The organism is Nocardioides alkalitolerans DSM 16699 (genome assembly GCF_000426525.1).
GTDB classification, from domain to species: domain Bacteria; phylum Actinomycetota; class Actinomycetes; order Propionibacteriales; family Nocardioidaceae; genus Nocardioides; species Nocardioides alkalitolerans.
Window position 1 is genome coordinate 76,434 of the sequence record NZ_AUFN01000017.1, and the last position, 15,580, is coordinate 92,013.

At 72.7% G+C, this 15,580-nt stretch carries 17 protein-coding genes; 8 read left to right on the forward strand and 9 right to left on the reverse strand.

Annotation, left to right across the window (positions count from 1 at the left end; all coding sequences use genetic code 11):
* Positions 1-284: 284 nt before the first annotated feature.
* The 4 genes from K329_RS31960 (at position 285) to K329_RS0116475 (ending at position 5,355) form a co-directional block, all read left to right on the forward strand.
* The gene (locus tag K329_RS31960) at positions 285-1,496 is read left to right on the forward strand and encodes a resuscitation-promoting factor (RefSeq protein ID WP_281169825.1); all 1,212 of its coding nucleotides are present in this window, start codon (positions 285-287) and stop codon (positions 1,494-1,496) included.
* Positions 1,497-1,607: 111 nt separating this feature from the next.
* Positions 1,608-2,585, forward strand: coding sequence for a 16S rRNA (adenine(1518)-N(6)/adenine(1519)-N(6))-dimethyltransferase RsmA (gene rsmA / locus K329_RS27410; RefSeq protein WP_084541387.1), 978 nt, complete (start codon positions 1,608-1,610; stop codon positions 2,583-2,585).
* Positions 2,582-3,529 carry a 4-(cytidine 5'-diphospho)-2-C-methyl-D-erythritol kinase gene (locus K329_RS0116470; protein ID WP_028473910.1) on the forward strand — a complete coding sequence of 316 codons (948 nt, stop codon included), beginning with the start codon at positions 2,582-2,584 and terminating at the stop codon, positions 3,527-3,529. Before rsmA ends, K329_RS0116470 begins: the two co-directional genes overlap by 4 nt.
* Complete coding sequence (locus K329_RS0116475) at positions 3,529-5,355, forward strand: ABC-F family ATP-binding cassette domain-containing protein (protein ID WP_028473911.1); 1,827 nt, start codon at positions 3,529-3,531, stop codon at positions 5,353-5,355. The genes K329_RS0116470 and K329_RS0116475 overlap by 1 nt, the downstream gene beginning before the upstream one ends.
* A 72-nt stretch (positions 5,356-5,427) precedes the next feature.
* On the opposite strand, the gene K329_RS0116480 is transcribed toward K329_RS0116475, so the two are convergent.
* The gene (locus K329_RS0116480; RefSeq protein WP_028473912.1) at positions 5,428-5,913 is read right to left on the reverse strand and encodes a MarR family winged helix-turn-helix transcriptional regulator; all 486 of its coding nucleotides are present in this window, start codon (positions 5,911-5,913) and stop codon (positions 5,428-5,430) included.
* A 103-nt stretch (positions 5,914-6,016) separates the two neighbouring features.
* On the opposite strand from K329_RS0116480, the gene K329_RS0116485 reads away from it, so the two are divergent.
* Positions 6,017-6,802 carry a methyltransferase domain-containing protein gene (locus K329_RS0116485; RefSeq protein ID WP_043643993.1) on the forward strand — a complete coding sequence of 262 codons (786 nt, stop codon included), beginning with the start codon at positions 6,017-6,019 and terminating at the stop codon, positions 6,800-6,802.
* A 33-nt stretch (positions 6,803-6,835) separates the two neighbouring features.
* Here the strand turns inward: K329_RS0116485 and K329_RS0116490 are convergent, their stop codons facing one another.
* Positions 6,836-7,735, reverse strand: coding sequence for a patatin-like phospholipase family protein (locus K329_RS0116490; RefSeq protein ID WP_052337011.1), 900 nt, complete (start codon positions 7,733-7,735; stop codon positions 6,836-6,838).
* Positions 7,736-7,797: 62 nt separating this feature from the next.
* Here K329_RS0116490 and K329_RS0116495 point away from each other — a divergent pair, with 62 nt between their 5' ends.
* A complete protein-coding gene (locus K329_RS0116495) occupies positions 7,798-8,277 on the forward strand; it encodes a hotdog fold domain-containing protein (RefSeq protein WP_028473915.1) in 480 nt (159 codons plus the stop codon).
* A gap of 74 nt (positions 8,278-8,351) precedes the next feature.
* Here the strand turns inward: K329_RS0116495 and K329_RS0116500 are convergent, their stop codons facing one another.
* The 4 genes from K329_RS0116500 to K329_RS0116515 form a co-directional block, all read right to left on the reverse strand.
* The gene (locus tag K329_RS0116500) at positions 8,352-9,203 is read right to left on the reverse strand and encodes an amino acid ABC transporter permease (RefSeq protein ID WP_028473916.1); all 852 of its coding nucleotides are present in this window, start codon (positions 9,201-9,203) and stop codon (positions 8,352-8,354) included.
* Positions 9,200-9,892 (reverse strand): amino acid ABC transporter permease, encoded by a 693-nt coding sequence (locus tag K329_RS0116505; RefSeq protein ID WP_028473917.1) that lies wholly within the window; start codon positions 9,890-9,892, stop codon positions 9,200-9,202. The genes K329_RS0116500 and K329_RS0116505 overlap by 4 nt, the downstream gene beginning before the upstream one ends.
* Positions 9,893-9,998: 106 nt before the next feature.
* Positions 9,999-10,856 (reverse strand): glutamate ABC transporter substrate-binding protein, encoded by an 858-nt coding sequence (locus K329_RS0116510; protein ID WP_245596583.1) that lies wholly within the window; start codon positions 10,854-10,856, stop codon positions 9,999-10,001.
* Positions 10,857-11,006: 150 nt separating this feature from the next.
* On the reverse strand, positions 11,007-11,783 hold the full coding sequence (locus tag K329_RS0116515; RefSeq protein ID WP_028473919.1) for an amino acid ABC transporter ATP-binding protein: 777 nt from the start codon (positions 11,781-11,783) through the stop codon (positions 11,007-11,009).
* Positions 11,784-11,931: 148 nt separating this feature from the next.
* Here K329_RS0116515 and K329_RS0116520 point away from each other — a divergent pair, with 148 nt between their 5' ends.
* The gene (locus K329_RS0116520) at positions 11,932-12,513 is read left to right on the forward strand and encodes a hypothetical protein (RefSeq protein WP_028473920.1); all 582 of its coding nucleotides are present in this window, start codon (positions 11,932-11,934) and stop codon (positions 12,511-12,513) included.
* 80 nt (positions 12,514-12,593) lie between these two features.
* A complete protein-coding gene (gene miaB, locus K329_RS0116525) occupies positions 12,594-14,135 on the forward strand; it encodes a tRNA (N6-isopentenyl adenosine(37)-C2)-methylthiotransferase MiaB (RefSeq protein WP_052337012.1) in 1,542 nt (513 codons plus the stop codon).
* 281 nt (positions 14,136-14,416) lie between these two features.
* Here miaB and K329_RS0116530 read toward each other — a convergent pair whose 3' ends face one another.
* Genes K329_RS0116530 through K329_RS0116540 form a run of 3 tightly spaced genes read right to left on the reverse strand, consistent with a single transcriptional unit; the run spans position 14,417 to position 15,530 of the window.
* Positions 14,417-14,689: a hypothetical protein gene (locus tag K329_RS0116530; RefSeq protein ID WP_028473922.1), complete on the reverse strand. Its 273-nt coding sequence runs from the start codon at positions 14,687-14,689 to the stop codon at positions 14,417-14,419.
* Positions 14,686-15,267: an NUDIX domain-containing protein gene (locus K329_RS0116535; RefSeq protein WP_084541388.1), complete on the reverse strand. Its 582-nt coding sequence runs from the start codon at positions 15,265-15,267 to the stop codon at positions 14,686-14,688. The genes K329_RS0116530 and K329_RS0116535 overlap by 4 nt, the downstream gene beginning before the upstream one ends.
* On the reverse strand, positions 15,264-15,530 hold the full coding sequence (locus K329_RS0116540; RefSeq protein ID WP_028473924.1) for an antitoxin: 267 nt from the start codon (positions 15,528-15,530) through the stop codon (positions 15,264-15,266). The genes K329_RS0116535 and K329_RS0116540 overlap by 4 nt, the downstream gene beginning before the upstream one ends.
* Positions 15,531-15,580: the final 50 nt, after the last annotated feature.

A 15,580-nucleotide genomic window follows, 5' to 3' on the forward strand; every position in this document is an offset into this window, starting at 1 on the left:
GCGCGCACGGCATGTGTCACGCGCGTGAAGATGTGGAACGGGGATTTGACCGGTCGCCGATGGCGGTTATGGTCGAGAAACTCGTTAGCCGGGATCGGATGGGTGTTCGACCGGCGCAGGGTGCGGCTCGCGGGCCTCGCAGCAGGCAGACAACTGCTGCGGATCGGCCCGTCTTCCCCAGTCGCCCCGTCTGGATCCCGTAGGTGACCGGCCCCGGCCGGTCACTGCCACGGGCCCGGGTGCGCCGACGTCCGAGAACCGGGAAGCTCTTCGTTCGGAGAATCGTGCAGCTCATCAACTCAGACGGTCGGGGCGACTTCGCCCGCATCGTCCGCAGCCGTGGCTTCGTCATCGCCCTGGTGGCCCTCGTGGTCCTCGCCGTCGCGGGGACGACGGCCGGCTACGCGGCCCTCAACAAGACCATCACGCTCAGCGTCGACGGCGACGTCCGCACCGTCTCGGCCTTCAACGGCACGGTCGGCGACGTCCTGGAGGACGAGGGCATCGAGGTCTCCGACCGCGACCGCGTCGTGCCCAGCCTCGACGAGGCGGTGGAGGACGGGTCGAAGATCAACGTCCGCTACGCCCGCCCGCTCGAGCTCACCGTCGACGGCGCGACCGAGACCCACTGGGTGCTGGCCGCGGACGTCGACAGCGCGCTCACCGAGCTCGGCCTCCGGGCCGACGGTGCGCAGCTCTCCGCGAGCCGCAGCGCGAGCATCGGCCGCGACGGTCTGGCGCTCGACGTCGTGACCCCGAAGACGCTGACCATCGCGGTCGGCGGCGAGGAGCCCACGCAGGAGGAGGTCGCCGCGATCACCGTCGCCGACGTGCTCGAGGAGCTCGACATCACCCTGGGCGAGGCCGACGCCGTCGTGCCGGCGCTCGAGACCCCCGTCGCCGCCGGTGACGAGATCGTCGTCACCCGCTGGCTCGCGCAGGAGGCGACCGTCACGGGCGAGTCGATCCCGCACGACACCGTCGAGGTGCCCGACGACTCGATGTTCGAGGGCGACACCGAGGTCGAGGTCGAGGGCCGCGACGGCACCGCCGACGTCACCTACCTGGTCGTCAAGCGCAACGGCTCGTCGATCGGCAGCCGCGAGCTCGAGCGTGTCGTCACGCAGGAGCCGGTCACCGAGCGCGTGCTCGTGGGCACGAAGGAGGAGCCGGTGGCCGAGGCCCCGGCCGCCTCGTCCGGCTCCGGCTCGTCCGGCTCCGGCTCGAACCCGCCGCCCAACTACGCCGGTGGCAGCACCGTGTGGGACGACCTCGCCCAGTGCGAGTCCGGCGGCAACTGGTCGATCAACACCGGCAACGGCTACTACGGCGGCCTGCAGTTCAACGCCCAGACCTGGCGCGCCTACGGCGGCTCCGGCCTCCCGCACCAGAACAGCCGCGAGGAGCAGATCCGCATCGCCACCAAGCTCCGCGACGCCCGTGGTGGGTACGGCGCGTGGCCCGGCTGCGCGAGCAAGCTCGGCCTGCCGCGCTGATGACCGCACGACCGTGAGGTGAGCCGGGCCCGGCCCGCAGCACACACCTCGCACGACGACGAACGCGCTCCCACGTCGGGGGCGCGTTCGTCGTTTCGTAGGCTGCTCCCCATGACGGACTCCGGAGACCAGCCCGGGCACGACCCGGGCGACCCGGGCCCGCGCCTGCTGGGCGCGAGCGACGTCCGCCGCCTCGCCACCGAGCTCGACCTGCGGCCGACGAAGCAGAAGGGCCAGAACTTCGTCATCGACGGCAACACCGTCCGCCGCATCGTGCGCGACTCCGGCATCGGGGCCGACGACGTGGTGGTCGAGGTCGGTCCGGGCCTCGGCTCGCTGACCCTGGCGCTGCTCGCGGTCGCCCGTCGCGTCGTCGCCATCGAGATCGACGAGCTGCTCGCCGCTCGGCTGCCGGCCACGATCGAGGAGTACGCCCCCGCCCAGGCCGGCGCCTTCGAGGTCGTGCTGGCCGACGCCCTGCGCCTCACCACGCTGCCGGGCGAGCCGCCCACGGCGCTCGTCGCGAACCTGCCCTACAACGTCTCCGTGCCCGTCCTGCTGCACCTGCTCGGCCTGCTGCCGAGCCTCGAGCGGGGCCTCGTCATGGTGCAGTCGGAGGTGGCCGACCGGCTCGCCGCCGGGCCCGGGTCGCGCACGTACGGCGTGCCGTCCGTCAAGGCGGCCTGGTACGCGGACGTCCGCCGCGCCGGCGCCATCGGGCGCAACGTGTTCTGGCCCGCGCCGAACGTCGACTCGGGCCTCGTCGCCTGGACCCGGCGCGAGCCGCCCGTCACCACCGCGAGCCGGGCCGAGGTGTTCGCCGTCGTCGACGCCGCGTTCGCCCAGCGCCGCAAGACGCTGCGGGCGGCGCTCCGTGCCGTCGTGGGCTCCACCGAGGTCGTCGAGGCCGCCCTGGAGCACGCGGACGTCGACCCCACCGCCCGCGGCGAGGTGCTCGCGGTGACCGACTTCGCCCGCGTCGCCGAGGGCCTCGCGCTCGCGCGCGCCGCCGTACCGTCGACGCGGCCCGCCGACCTCCAGCCCGACCCCCAGCCCGACCCCGCGACCACCGAGGAGCCGCCCGCGTGACGTCCCAGCCGGTCCGGTCCGTCACCGTGCGCGCTCCCGCCAAGATCAACCTCTACCTGGCCGTCGGCGCTCCCCGGCCCGACGGGTTCCACCCGCTCGGGACCGTCTACCAGGCGATCGGCCTGTACGACGACGTGACCGTGCGGCCCGGCGGCTCGGGCACGGTGCCGCTCCGGGTCACGCTGGACGCGGCCGACCACGTCGAGGCCGACGCCGTCCCCCTGGCCCCCGGCACCAACCTCGTGCACCGGGCGGCGCAGCTGCTCGGCGCGCACCACGGCCGCACGCTGCGGGCCGACCTGCTCATCGACAAGGCCATCCCCGTGGCCGGCGGCCTGGCCGGCGGGTCGGCCGACGCCGCCGCGACGCTGGTGGCGCTCGACCGTCTCCACGACCTCGAGACCCCCGACGACGACCTCCTGGCCATCGCCGCCGAGCTCGGCAGCGACGTGCCGTTCTCGCTCCTGGGCGGCACCGCGGCCGGCGTGGGTCGTGGCGAGCTCGTGACGCCGTACGTCGACCCCGCCATCGCCGAGGCCACCTGGTGGTGGGTGGTGGTGCCGTCGCGGGAGGGGCTCTCGACCCCGCGCGTGTTCGCGCACTACGACCGCCTGCGGCCCGACGCCGCCGAGGAGGTCGTCGTGCCCGACCGCGTGATGGCCGCCCTCGCCTCCCAGGACCCGACGGTGCTCGCCGCCGTGCTCCACAACGACCTCCAGCTGCCCGCCCTCGACCTGCGGCCCGACCTCGTCGGCGTGCTGGAGGCCGGGGAGGAGGCCGGTGCCCTGCGGGGCATCGTGTCCGGCTCGGGCCCGACCTGTGTCTTCCTCTGCGCGTCAGGCGACCATGCTCGTGAGGTCGCCGACCGCCTCCGTCCGTCCTGCGAGGTGGTGCTCGTCGCGACGGGCCCCGTCGCGGGCACCCACCGTGTGGAGTACGTCTGATGGCTGTCCCCAACCTCGTCAACCTCGAGAAGGTCTCCAAGTCGTACGGCGTGCGCCCGCTGCTGACGGAGGTGTCGCTCGGCATCGGCGTCGGTCAGCGCATCGGCATCGTCGGCCGCAACGGTGACGGCAAGACCACCCTGCTCGAGGTGCTGACCGGCATCGAGGCGGCCGACACCGGGCGGGTCTCGCGCCAGCGCGGGCTGCTCGTCGGCTACCTGCACCAGGGGGACGAGCTCGACGACACCCACAGCGTGCGGGAGGCCGTGCTCGGCGGCCGGGCCGACCACGAGTGGGCGGCCGACTCGACGACCCGGGAGGTCGTGGAGGTGCTGCTCGCCGGGGTCGACCTCGACCGACCGGTGCTGGGCCTCTCCGGCGGCGAGCGCCGCCGCTGCTCGCTGGCCGCGCTGCTGCTCGACGAGCACGACCTGCTGATCCTCGACGAGCCCACCAACCACCTCGACGTCGAGGCGGTCGCCTGGCTCGCCCGTCACGTGGCGGCCCTGCCGTCGGCGCTCGTGGTCGTCACCCACGACCGCTGGTTCCTCGACGCCGTGTGCCAGTGGACGTGGGAGGTGCACGACGGGGTCGTCGACGCCTACGAGGGCGGGTACGCCGCGTTCGTGCTGGCGCGCGCCGAGCGCTCGCGCCAGGCCGCCACCGTCGAGAGCCGTCGCGCCAACCTGGCCCGCAAGGAGCTCGCCTGGCTGCGCCGCGGCGCCCCGGCCCGCACGTCCAAGCCCAAGTTCCGCATCGAGGCGGCCAACGCGCTCATCGAGGACGTCCCGCCGCCGCGCGACACCCTGGCGCTGCAGAAGTTCGCCACCCAGCGCCTCGGCAAGGACGTCATCGACGTCGAGGACGTCGACCTGCGCCGCGGCGAGCGGGTGCTGCTCGAGCACGCCACCTGGCGGCTCGGCCCCGGTGACCGGGTGGGCATCGTCGGCGTCAACGGCGCCGGCAAGACCTCGGTGCTCTCGCTGCTGGCCGGCACGCTCGACCCGCAGAAGGGCCGGGTGAAGCACGGGCGCACCATCGCCCTGGCCCACCTCACCCAGCAGCTCGACACCCTCGACCCGACGATGCGCGTGCTGCCGATGGTCGAGTCGATCCGACGCGTCACCAAGACCGCCGACGGCGAGATCACCGCGACGTCGATGCTCGAGCGGTTCGGCTTCACGGGCGACAAGCTCGTCGCCCGCATCGGTGACCTCTCCGGTGGCGAGCGCCGCCGGTTCCAGCTGCTGTGCCTCCTGCTCGAGGAGCCGAACGTGCTGCTCCTCGACGAGCCCACCAACGACCTCGACATCGAGACGCTGCAGGTGCTCGAGGACTTCCTCGACGGCTGGCCCGGCACGCTCGTCGTGGTCAGCCACGACCGGTACTTCCTCGAGCGCGCCACCGACTCGGTGTGGGCGCTGCTCGGCGACGGCCAGATCTCGATGCTGCCGCGCGGCGTCGACGAGTACCTCGAGCGCCGCGCGGCGGGCGACGACGCGCCCCCCGTCGTCCGCGCCCAGGCCGACCGGTCGAGCGCACCGGCGGGCCGCACGGCCGCGGTGGCCGCGGCCTCGGCGGCGTCGGCGGCGCCCAAGGCGAAGGTGGGCGGGGCCGAGGAGCGCTCCGCCCGCAAGGCCGTCGCCCGCGTGGAGAAGCGGCTCGCGAAGATCACGCAGGAGGAGGCCGCCCTCAACGCGGAGGCCCTCGAGCTCGGCCAGGACTACGAGAAGATGGCCGGCGTCAGCGCCCGCCTCGCGGCGCTGGCCGACGAGAAGGAGCAGCTGGAGCTCGAGTGGCTGGAGGCCGCCGAGATCCTCGGCTGACGGCAGGCCACCTCGGCGGGAGCCACGAGCGCAGCGAGTCGCGTCTCGACACCACCCCGGGTCGGGCGGCGGTCAGCCGAACGGCCCCATGAGGGTCCGGAGCAGGTCGGCGAGGCGGGCGCGCTCCTCCTCGGGGAGTCCGGCCACGATCTCGGCCTCGGCGGTGAGCAGGGCCTCGAACGCCCCGTCGACGGCGGCCTTGCCCTCGCGGGTCAGGCGCACGAGCACGCCGCGGCGGTCGTTCGGGTCGGGCAGGCGGTCGACCAGGCCGCGGGAGTTCAGGCGGTCGACGCGGTTGGTCATCGTCCCGCTCGTCACGAGGGTCTCGCGCAACAGCCTGCCGGGGGAGAGCTCGTACGGCGCCCCCGCGCGCCGCAGGGCGGCCAGCACGTCGAACTCCCACGGCTCGATGTGGTGGGCGGCGAAGGCGCGGCGTCGGGCGAGGTCGAGGTGACGGGAGAGTCGGCTGATGCGGCTGAACACCTCGACGGGGCCGAGGTCGAGGTCGGGACGCTCGCGCGCCCACGCGTCGACCAGCTCGTCCACCTCGTCATGCATGTCCGGCATCGTAGCGTCGATCGAGAATCTTGACATCGAGACGTTTGCGGCGCAGGCTGGATTTATCTTGACGTCAAGACATCCACGACCACAGGAGGTGCCCATGCGATGGGATCCCGAGCGCTACCTCACGTACGCCGACCACCGCGGGCGGCCGTTCCTCGAGCTGCTCGCGCGGGTGCTGCCGCTGCCCGACGTCGCGCCCCCGGCGACCGTCGTCGACCTCGGCTGCGGCCCGGGCAACGTCACCCGCCTGCTCGCCGAGCGCTGGCCCGGGGCCGACGTGCACGGCGTGGACTCCTCGGCCGAGATGATCGAGCGCGCGCGGGCCGAGGTGCCGGGCATCGCGTTCGAGGTCGGCGACCTCCGCGCCTGGACGCCGGACGCGCCCGTCGACCTGCTCGTCTCCAACGCCACGTTCCAGTGGGTGCCGGGCCACCTCGACCTGCTGCCCCACCTGCTCGACCGGGTCGCGCCCGGCGGCACCCTCGCGTTCTCCGTGCCGGGCAACTTCGACGAGCCCAGCCACACCCTGCGCGCCGAGCTGGCCGCGGAGGCGCCGTACGCGGACCACGTGCGCGACATCGCCGACCCGTCCTCCCACGACCCCGCGACGTACCTGGACGTGCTGACCCGCGCCGGCGCCGTCGTCGACGCCTGGGAGACGACCTACCTGCACGTGCTCACCGGCGAGGACCCGGTCTTCACCTGGGTCTCCGGCACGGGGGCGCGTCCGACCCTGCAGGCCCTGCCCGACGACCTGCGCGACGACTTCGTCGCCGCGTTCAAGGCGCGCCTGCGGACGGCGTACCCGACGCGGCTGGGACCCGACGGTCCGTTCGTCGTGCTGCCGTTCCGTCGCGTGTTCGTGGTGGCCGAGAAGCGCTGAGCGCTCGCCGGGGGCGGGCAGGTGGGCGAGGGGTCAGCCCCAGAGCTCCCGGACGTCGTCGGCGGCCTCGAGCCCCTGCGCGTGGCCGGCCCGCGCGGAGGCGACCTTCGCCGCGGGGTCGAGCACGTTGCGCCCGATCGCCGAGCGCGAGGCGTCGTCCGGGGCGAGCACGAGGTGGTGCACGCCGCGCAGCAGGGCGGGTGCCGCCCTCATGGGCCCGACCGACCGGTCGACGGGCGCGAGCACCAGGACCCGCTCGTGGTCGGCCGCGAGGTCGGCGTTCGTGCCCGACCGGGCGCCACCGTCGACGTACACCCCGCCCCCGATCGGCACGGGCGGGTAGACGCCGGGCACGGCGCAGCTCGCCGCGACGGCGTCGAGCAGGGTCACGTCGGGGTCGCTGCCGTCGAGCACCCGCAGTCTGCCCGTCTCGGCGTCGACGACGGTGATCCTCAGGGGCTCCGTCGGCCAGTCGTACGACGACAGCCGCCCCCGGATGGCGATGTAGCGCTCGTCCAGCGTGGGCGTGCGGCCGGCCGCGGCGCGCCGTACGGCGTACGCCCCGAGGTGGCGTCCGAAGCGCTCGAGGTCGCCGCGGGCGAGCAGCAGCCCGCGCGCGTAGGCGAGCAGGACCAGCGGCGAGATGGAGGAGCGCGGGGCGTCGGGGCGCGGCGGCGTGGTCTGGGCGGCGTAGAGGTCGGCGAGCGGTGTGCCCGACCGGATCTGCGCGCCGACGACGGAGCCGGCCGAGGTGCCCACCACGAGGTCGGCGGCGGACGCGCCCGCGGTGACGTCGACGCCGGCCGCCGCGAGGCCGTGGAGGAGCCCGGTCTCCCAGGCGATGCCGGTGATCCCGCCGCCGCCGAGGACGAGGGCGCGGGAGAGCGGGGCGGCGGGGGTGCTGCGGTCGGCGTCGTCGCCGGGGGAGGTCATGCCCTCATCGTGCCGGGTGGGGCGATGGACGACCTACGTTACCGACGAGTAAGGTACGGCGCATGCCCAAGGTCCTCCAGCTCTGGAAGCAGAGCACGTCGCTCCCCGTGGTCGGTCCGCTGCTCGGCAAGCGCCTGTTCTCGCTCGCCTTCTCGCAGCAGGCCCCCTACTTCGCGACGATCCGCCCGCGGTTCGTCGAGCTGCGGCCGAACTACGCCGAGCTCGTCATCCCCAAGCGCCGCGGCGTGCACAACCACCTCAAGACCGTGCACGCGATCGCGCTGTGCAACGGGCTCGAGGCCGCGATGGGCGCCCTGGCGGAGTCGACCGTGCCGGGCGACAAGCGCTGGATCCCCAAGGGCATGGACGTCAGCTACACCGCCAAGGCCACCAGCGACATCCGCTGCATCGCCGAGACCGACCCCGAGCAGTGGACCGGCGACGACCCCGACCTGCCCGTGCGCGTCAAGGGCGTGCGCGACGACGGCACCGTGGTCGTCGAGGGCGTCATCCGGCTCTGGGTCACGCCGAGGAAGAAGTAGCCCCCGCCGTACCCGCACAGCACGAGAGCCCGGCACCGAGACGGTGCCGGGCTCTCGTCGTACGTGGGGGAGGGTCAGACGGCGCGACCGCTGTCGACTCCGCCGACCATCGGCACGTCGAGCTGCTTCTTCTCGCCGACCAGCTTGTGCTGGAGGTACGTCGCGAGCCCCGTGAGCAGCAGGTTCACGATGATGTAGATCGACGCGATCACGATCGCGGTCGGCACCTGGTTCTGGAACTCCAGGTAGATCGGACGCATAACCGCGGTGAGGCCCGGGGCGGTGATGTAGAACCCCAGGCTGGTGTCCTTCAGCGCCACGACGCACTGGCTGATCAGGGCCGGGAGCATGATCTTCACCGCCTGCGGCAGCTGGATCAGCCAGATGACCTGCGACTTGCGCATGCCGATCGCGTACGCCGCCTCCGCCTGGCCCGGCGGCACGGCGTTGATGCCGGCGCGCAGCACCTCGGCGAGGACGGAGCCGTTGTAGAGGGTCAGCGCGATGACGACGCACCAGAACGGGCTGAGCGGGCCGCCGCCGATGGAGAACGCGAGCCAGAAGAACGTCATGAGCAGCAGCACGGGCACGGCGCGGAAGAACTCGACGACGAGCCAGGCGGGTGCGCGGACGATCCGGTGGTCGGAGAGCTTGGCGATGCCGAAGACCACCCCGAAGACGATGGCGAGCAGGATCGCGCCGAACGCCATCTGCAGGGTCTTGAGGAGCGCCTCGAGGATGACCTCGAGGTAGGCCGGGGTGAGGAACGGCTCCCAGAGCGCGTACTCGAGCTGGCCGCGGTCGTTCAGCCGCATCACGACGAGGACGAGGAACCCCACGAGCAGGAGCAGCGACACGATCGTGAAGATGCGGTGACGCCGGCGGGCCTTCGGGCCCGGGGTGTCGAAGAGGACGCTGGCGCTCATCGGGCAGCCGCCTTCCAGCGCCGCTCGAGCGCGTACGAGCCGAGGGCGACGATCTCGACGATGATGATGTAGCCGACGGCGATGAAGAAGAAGATCTCGACGGTCTGGTCGCCGTACCGGTTGCCGAGCAGCCGCATGGTGGCGGTGGCCTCGGCGATCCCGAACGCGGCGGCGACCGACGTGTTCTTGGCCAGCGCGATCTGCACGCTGGTCAGCGGGGGCACGACGGCCCGCAGCGCCTGCGGCATCACGATGTTCGTCATGTTCTGGCCGAACGTGAGGCCCAGCGCGCGGGCGGCCTCGGCCTGGCCGATCGGCACGGCGTTGATGCCGGAGCGGAACGCCTCGCAGACGAACGCCGACGTGTAGAGCGTCAGCGCCAGGCAGGCCCGGAAGAAGAAGCCGGAGATGTTCCAGTCACCGACCCGGATCTCCTCCACGAAGTTGAACGTGAAGCCGATCCGGGGCATCGCGATCGCGATGAAGATGAAGATCATCAGGAGCGGGGTGTTGCGGAACAGCGTGACGTAGGCGGCGGACGCCTTGGCCAGCACGCTGATCGGCCCGACCCGCGCGGCGGCGAGCAGCGCGCCGAAGACGAGCGACGCGATCCCCGAGGCGACGAACAGACCGACGGTCAGCCCGAAGCCCTTCAGGTACAGGTCGAAGTCAGTGGTGATCGCCTCCACGTGGCGGCTCTCCCTTCGGAAGGTGGGTCAGGAACGTGCGGATCCCGAGCATGCGACGGCGCCGACGCGGCGGTGGTCACCGCCACGTCGACGCCGGACGCTCAGCTCAGGCGCACTCGTCGAGCGCCGGGGGCTCCGGGGTCTCGTCGAGGGAGACACCGAGCGTGTTGTCGAACGCCTCGGCCCACTTGCCGTCGTCGAACGACTCGGTGAGCGTCTCGTTGATCCAGCCGCACATCTCCGGGCTGTCGATCGAGTAGCCGACGCCGTAGCGCTCCTCGGAGAACGGCTCGCCGACGACCTTGAGGGCGTCGGGCTGCTCGGCCGCGTAGCCCAGCAGGATCGCGCCGTCGGTCGTCATCGCGGCGACCGTGCCGTCGACGACCTGGTCGACGCACTCGGAGTAGGTGTCGAAGCCGCGCGGCACCGCACCCTCGGCCTGCGCGTTGTCGAGCGAGGTCGAACCGGTGACGGAGCAGACCTCCTCGCCGGCGACGTCGGAGACGTCGGCGATGTCGCTGTCGGAGGGCACGAGCAGCTGCTGGCCGGTCACGTAGTACGGACCCGCCTGGCCGACGACCTCACGACGGGCGTCGGTGATCGAGTACGACGCGATGACGAGGTCGACCTCGCCGCTCTCGAGGAACGACTCGCGGTTGGCCGAGATGGTCTCGACCCACTCGATGTTCTCCTCGTCGATGCCGAGGGACGCCGCGAGGATGGTGCCGATCTGCGGGTCGAAGCCGCTCGGGTCGTCGTCGGTCGCGCCCTTGTAGCCGATGCCGGGCTGGTCGAACTTGACGCCGATCTTGATCGTGCCCTGGTCGGCGAGCTCGCGCATGCGCGTGCCCTCGTCGAAGCTCTCGGCGGCGTTCTCGTCGACCTCGACGTCGACCGAGTCGCCCCCGTCGCTGCCCGCGTCGCCACAGGCGGCGAGGGACATGGCGAGGCCGAGGCCGGCCACGGCTGCTGCAGTCCTTCTGAGTCGCATTGGTTCTCCTGGTTCCAGGGCCCCGAGAGGCCCGTCATGGGGTGTGACGGTGCTGGTCCTGCTGATGCTGCTGGTGGTGCTGGACCCGACGCCCGAGCGAGCGCGTCCACGTCTGGGGTCGGGTCAGTGCTTGAGGATCTTGCCGAGGAAGTCCTGCGCACGCGGGCTCTGCGGGTTCGTGAAGAACTCCTCGGGGGTGTTCTCCTCGACGATCTGGCCGTCGGCCATGAAGACGACGCGGTCGGCCGCCGTACGCGCGAAGCCCATCTCGTGGGTCACCACGACCATCGTCATGCCGCCCTTGGCGAGCGTGACCATGACGTCGAGGACCTCGGAGATCATCTCCGGGTCGAGCGCGGAGGTCGGCTCGTCGAAGAGCATCACCTTCGGCTCCATCGCCAGCGCCCGGGCGATCGCCACGCGCTGCTGCTGGCCGCCGGAGAGCTGGGCGGGGTACTTCGCGGCCTGGTGGCCGACGCCGACCCGGTCGAGCAGCTCCTGCGCCTTCGCGTCCGCGTCCGCCTTCTTGACGCCGCGGACCTTGATCGGGCCGAGCGTGACGTTCTCGAGGATCGTCTTGTGGGCGAAGAGGTTGAAGCTCTGGAAGACCATGCCGACCTCGGCGCGCAGGTTCGCGAGCGCCTTGCCCTCCTCGGGCAGCGGCTTGCCGTCGAGCTGGATCGATCCCTCGCCGATGGTCTCGAGGCGGTTGATGGTGCGGCACAGCGTCGACTTGCCGGAGCCCGACGGGCCGATCACGACGACGACCTCGCCGCGGTGCACGGTGAGGTTGATGTCCTTGAGCACGTGCAGGTCGCCGTACCACTTCTGGACGTCGGACAGGACGACGAGCGGCTCACCCTGGGCAGGGGTGGTCGGCTCCTTCTCGAGCGCGGTCATGGGGCGAAACCTAAGCCGGTCCAGACCGGCGGTGCTACGTGGGAGGCCCCACGGGCGCAGATCGGGACCTATTCGTGACCGACGTGGGGGCGGACACCCACCGGAGGTCCCAGGATCAGGGTCGCCACGACCTGACCCCTGGGGGACCATGACCACCGACCTGCCGCCCACCGGCCTCACCCGCCGCTCCGTCGTCCGCACGGTGGCCTGGGCCACGCCGGTGGTCGCCGTCGTCGCGGCCGCACCGGCGCACGCGGCCTCCGTGCCGGGCGGCGCGAACGTCCAGGTGACCGGGGACCTGCGCTGGTACGAGATCCCCGACGTCGGCTACCTCGTGGGGTTCCTGGACCCGCGCGCGCCCGACCCGGACTCCGACTTCGGTCTGGTCGCCAACGCGGGCGCCGGGCTCGCCGGGCCCGCGACCCTCGTCGTGACCGTCACGACGGCGACGCCGCTGACGTCGGTCGACCAGGTCCTGGCCGCCTCGCCGGGCGTCCTCGCCGACCCGGACGACGACCCGGCCACCGTGGTCGACGGGGCGGCACGGCTCGCGGTGCCGTTCCTCGACGGGGTCCCGGCCGGGTCCTCGGCCCTGACCTTCGTCGCCACCGTCCTCCAGGTGGCCCCGCGCCCGACGCGGGTCACCTTCACCGTGCTCGTGGGCTCCGACGTCGTGGGCCTGTCGGTGTTCGACGCGCCGGCGACGTTCGTGCCGCTGCCGGTCGACTGAGGGGCGGGGGCCGGCGGGGCGGACCCGGACGCCCGCGGGGGTTCGTGCGGCGCCGCGGTCCGCCGTACCCTGGGCCGGTCATGTCTGAGACCCTCACCGCCCCCGCGACGACCGACCCCGAGACCACGGGGGCGCTCCCGCGCACCTACGCGGTGCGCACCTACGGCTGCCAGATGAACGTGCACGACTCCGAGCGGCTCACGGGCCTGCTCGAGGGGGCGGGGTACGTCGCGGCGCCCGGCGTCGACGACGCCGACATCGTCGTGCTCAACACCTGCGCGGTGCGGGAGAACGCCGACAACAAGCTCTACGGCAACCTCGGCCACCTGGCGTCGGTGAAGGCGGGCCGGCCGGGCATGCAGATCGCCGTCGGCGGCTGCCTCGCGCAGAAGGACCGCGGCGAGGTCACCCGGCGCGCCCCGTGGGTCGACGTCGTGTTCGGCACCCACAACATCGGCTCGCTGCCGGTGCTGCTGGAGCGGGCGCGCATCGCGGAGGAGGCGCAGGTCGAGATCCTCGAGTCGCTCGAGGTCTTCCCGTCGACGCTGCCGACGAAGCGCGAGTCGGCGTACGCCGCGTGGGTCTCGGTGTCGGTCGGCTGCAACAACACCTGCACGTTCTGCATCGTGCCGGCGCTGCGCGGCAAGGAGAAGGACCGCCGCCCCGGCGACATCCTCGCCGAGATCGAGGCGCTGGTGGCGCAGGGCGTCACCGAGGTGACGCTGCTCGGGCAGAACGTCAACGCGTACGGCGTGGAGTTCGGCGACCGCCAGGCCTTCAGCAAGCTGCTGCGGGCGTGCGGGGAGATCGAGGGCCTCGAGCGGATCCGGTTCACCTCGCCGCACCCGGCCGAGTTCACCGACGACGTCATCGACGCGATGGCCGAGACCCCGACGGTGATGCCGTCGCTGCACATGCCGCTGCAGTCCGGCTCCGACAGGGTGCTCAAGGCGATGCGTCGCTCATACCGCCAGAAGAAGTTCCTCGGCATCATCGAGCGCGTGCGCGCGGCCATCCCCGACGCCGCCATCACCACCGACATCATCGTGGGCTTCCCCGGCGAGACCGAGGAGGACTTCGAGGCCACGATGCACGTCGTGCGCGAGGCCCGCTTCTCCGGCGCGTTCACGTTCCAGTTCTCCAAGCGCCCCGGCACCCCCGCCGCCACGATGGCCGACGAGGTCCCGAAGGCCGTCGTGCAGGCGCGCTACGAGCGCCTCGTCGCGCTCGTCAACGAGATCGCGTGGCAGGAGAACCGGAAGCTCGAGGGGCGTCGCGTCGAGCTGATGGTCGCCGAGGGGGAGGGTCGCAAGGACACGGAGACCGCCCGTCTCACCGGCCGCGCCGCCGACAACCGCCTCGTGCACTTCGAGGCCGACTTCTCGCTCGTCGACGGAGCCGTGCCGCGCCCGGGCGACATGGTGGAGGTGCGGCTGACGTACGGCGCGCCCCACCACCTCGTGGCCGACGGACCGGTGTTGGCCGTGCGCCGTACCCGCGCCGGCGACGCCTGGGAGGCCCGCACCGCCGCCCCCGCCGCGCCGACCGGCGTCACGCTCGGCATGCCCACGATCGGCGTGCCGGCCCCGCTGCCCGAGGGGCCCGGCTGCTCGGTGGGGTGACCCGCCCGTCCCGCGGCTGTCGCCGGACGTCGGTTCACCCGCTCGCGGTGCCGCTCACCGGTTTGTGGGGCCCGCGGCCCCGTGTGCGCCGGCCCCGTGTGCGCCGGCCTCTGCGGCACGGTTGACACGTAAACCGGCACCTGGCGCACTAACCTTCTCGCGCTAGGTGCCGGTTTCACCGGCTAGCCGGTGAAACCGGCGTGGCCCCACGCACACGACGCCCGCCCCCAGACCTCGGGGGCGGGCGTCCGTCGTACAGGTGCGGTCGGTCAGGCCGTCGGTCAGGCCGGGGGCTCGGTCTCCCCGTCGCTGTCCTCGGCGGGCTCGCGGTCGTCCTCGCCCTCGGCGGGGGCCTGCTGCTTGTCGTCGGCGGCCTTCACCTCGTCGGGCACCACGTCCTCCGTGGCCGGGTTCTTCGCCGGATCGAGGTCGGGGATCGCCAGCTCGCCGGTGTCCGTGCCGTAGCGACCGGACTCGTCGATGGCGTCCGGACCTCCCGGGTTGGGCTCGGCGGGCTCGATCGTCGGGTCGGGCTGCGGACCGGGGTCGCTCATCGGTTCTCCTCGTGCTCGTCGTAGCCGTAGGTGAGGTACGGCGCCGGGCTGTGCCCCAACGTACCCACCCCTCCGGCGGGCCAGTCGGCACCCGCCTCGATCGACGCCCGGAGCACCCCGAGCACCTTGCGCTCGTGGGGCACGACCGGCTCGGGCAGCGCGCCGAGGCCGAACCAGCGCAGGTCGGCGCACTTGGCGCCCTCCATGATCCGGGGCTCGCCGGTCCACGCCGAGGTGGCGAAGAAGAAGTCGACACGCTCGTCGATCGCGAGGGCGGGACGGTCGACCGGGGAGGTGCGCTGCATCGTCGCGACGAACTCCAGCGTCGCGTCGGTGATGCCGAGCTCCTCCCGGGCCTCGCGCGCGGCGGCGTCGTACGCCGTCTCGCCCTTCTCCACGTGGCCGGCGGCGCCGGCGGCCCAGTGGTCGTCCATGTAGCCCGTGCCGGAGCGAAGCTGCAGGAGCACCTCGGGCAGGCCGCCGTCGGCTCCTGGCCGCAGGCAGAAGACGTACGACGCGGGCACCACGACGAACCGGCCGAGGCCGACGGGGTCGGCGGAGGTGGTGCTGGCGGTCACCGGAGGGGGCCGGTGCCCGTCCCGCCGGGCTGGTCCGGGCCGTTCTTCTTGTCGAGCTTCTCGATGCCCTCGCGGGCCTTCGTGGTGCCCTTGGCGATCTTGTCGGAGTACTTGCCCTTGGTCTTCTTGTCGGCGAACGCGCCGGCCTTCTCGATGCCGCCGGTGACCTTGTCGCCGTGCTTGTCGACGGCGTCGGCGAGCTTGGGCCCGGCCTTCGTGCGCGCCTGCTCGACGGCGCCCTTCAGCTTGTCTGCGAAACCCATGGGATCCTCCTGGGGGTGGGGTGGCGGTGGGGAACGGGCCCCACGCGTCG

Excerpts from the sequence above, each read along its gene's own strand:
- rsmA (WP_084541387.1), top strand. The coding sequence starts at position 1,608 with ATGACGGACTCCGGAGACCAGCCCGGGCACGACCCGGGCGACCCGGGC.
- K329_RS0116475 (WP_028473911.1), top strand. The coding sequence starts at position 3,529 with ATGGCTGTCCCCAACCTCGTCAACCTCGAGAAGGTCTCCAAGTCGTAC.
- K329_RS0116480 (WP_028473912.1), bottom strand. The coding sequence starts at position 5,913 with ATGCATGACGAGGTGGACGAGCTGGTCGACGCGTGGGCGCGCGAGCGT.
- K329_RS0116485 (WP_043643993.1), top strand. The coding sequence starts at position 6,017 with ATGCGATGGGATCCCGAGCGCTACCTCACGTACGCCGACCACCGCGGG.
- K329_RS0116490 (WP_052337011.1), bottom strand. The coding sequence starts at position 7,735 with ATGACCTCCCCCGGCGACGACGCCGACCGCAGCACCCCCGCCGCCCCG.
- K329_RS0116495 (WP_028473915.1), top strand. The coding sequence starts at position 7,798 with ATGCCCAAGGTCCTCCAGCTCTGGAAGCAGAGCACGTCGCTCCCCGTG.
- K329_RS0116500 (WP_028473916.1), bottom strand. The coding sequence starts at position 9,203 with ATGAGCGCCAGCGTCCTCTTCGACACCCCGGGCCCGAAGGCCCGCCGG.
- K329_RS0116515 (WP_028473919.1), bottom strand. The coding sequence starts at position 11,783 with ATGACCGCGCTCGAGAAGGAGCCGACCACCCCTGCCCAGGGTGAGCCG.
- K329_RS0116520 (WP_028473920.1), top strand. The coding sequence starts at position 11,932 with ATGACCACCGACCTGCCGCCCACCGGCCTCACCCGCCGCTCCGTCGTC.
- miaB (WP_052337012.1), top strand. The coding sequence starts at position 12,594 with ATGTCTGAGACCCTCACCGCCCCCGCGACGACCGACCCCGAGACCACG.
- K329_RS0116530 (WP_028473922.1), bottom strand. The coding sequence starts at position 14,689 with ATGAGCGACCCCGGTCCGCAGCCCGACCCGACGATCGAGCCCGCCGAG.
- K329_RS0116540 (WP_028473924.1), bottom strand. The coding sequence starts at position 15,530 with ATGGGTTTCGCAGACAAGCTGAAGGGCGCCGTCGAGCAGGCGCGCACG.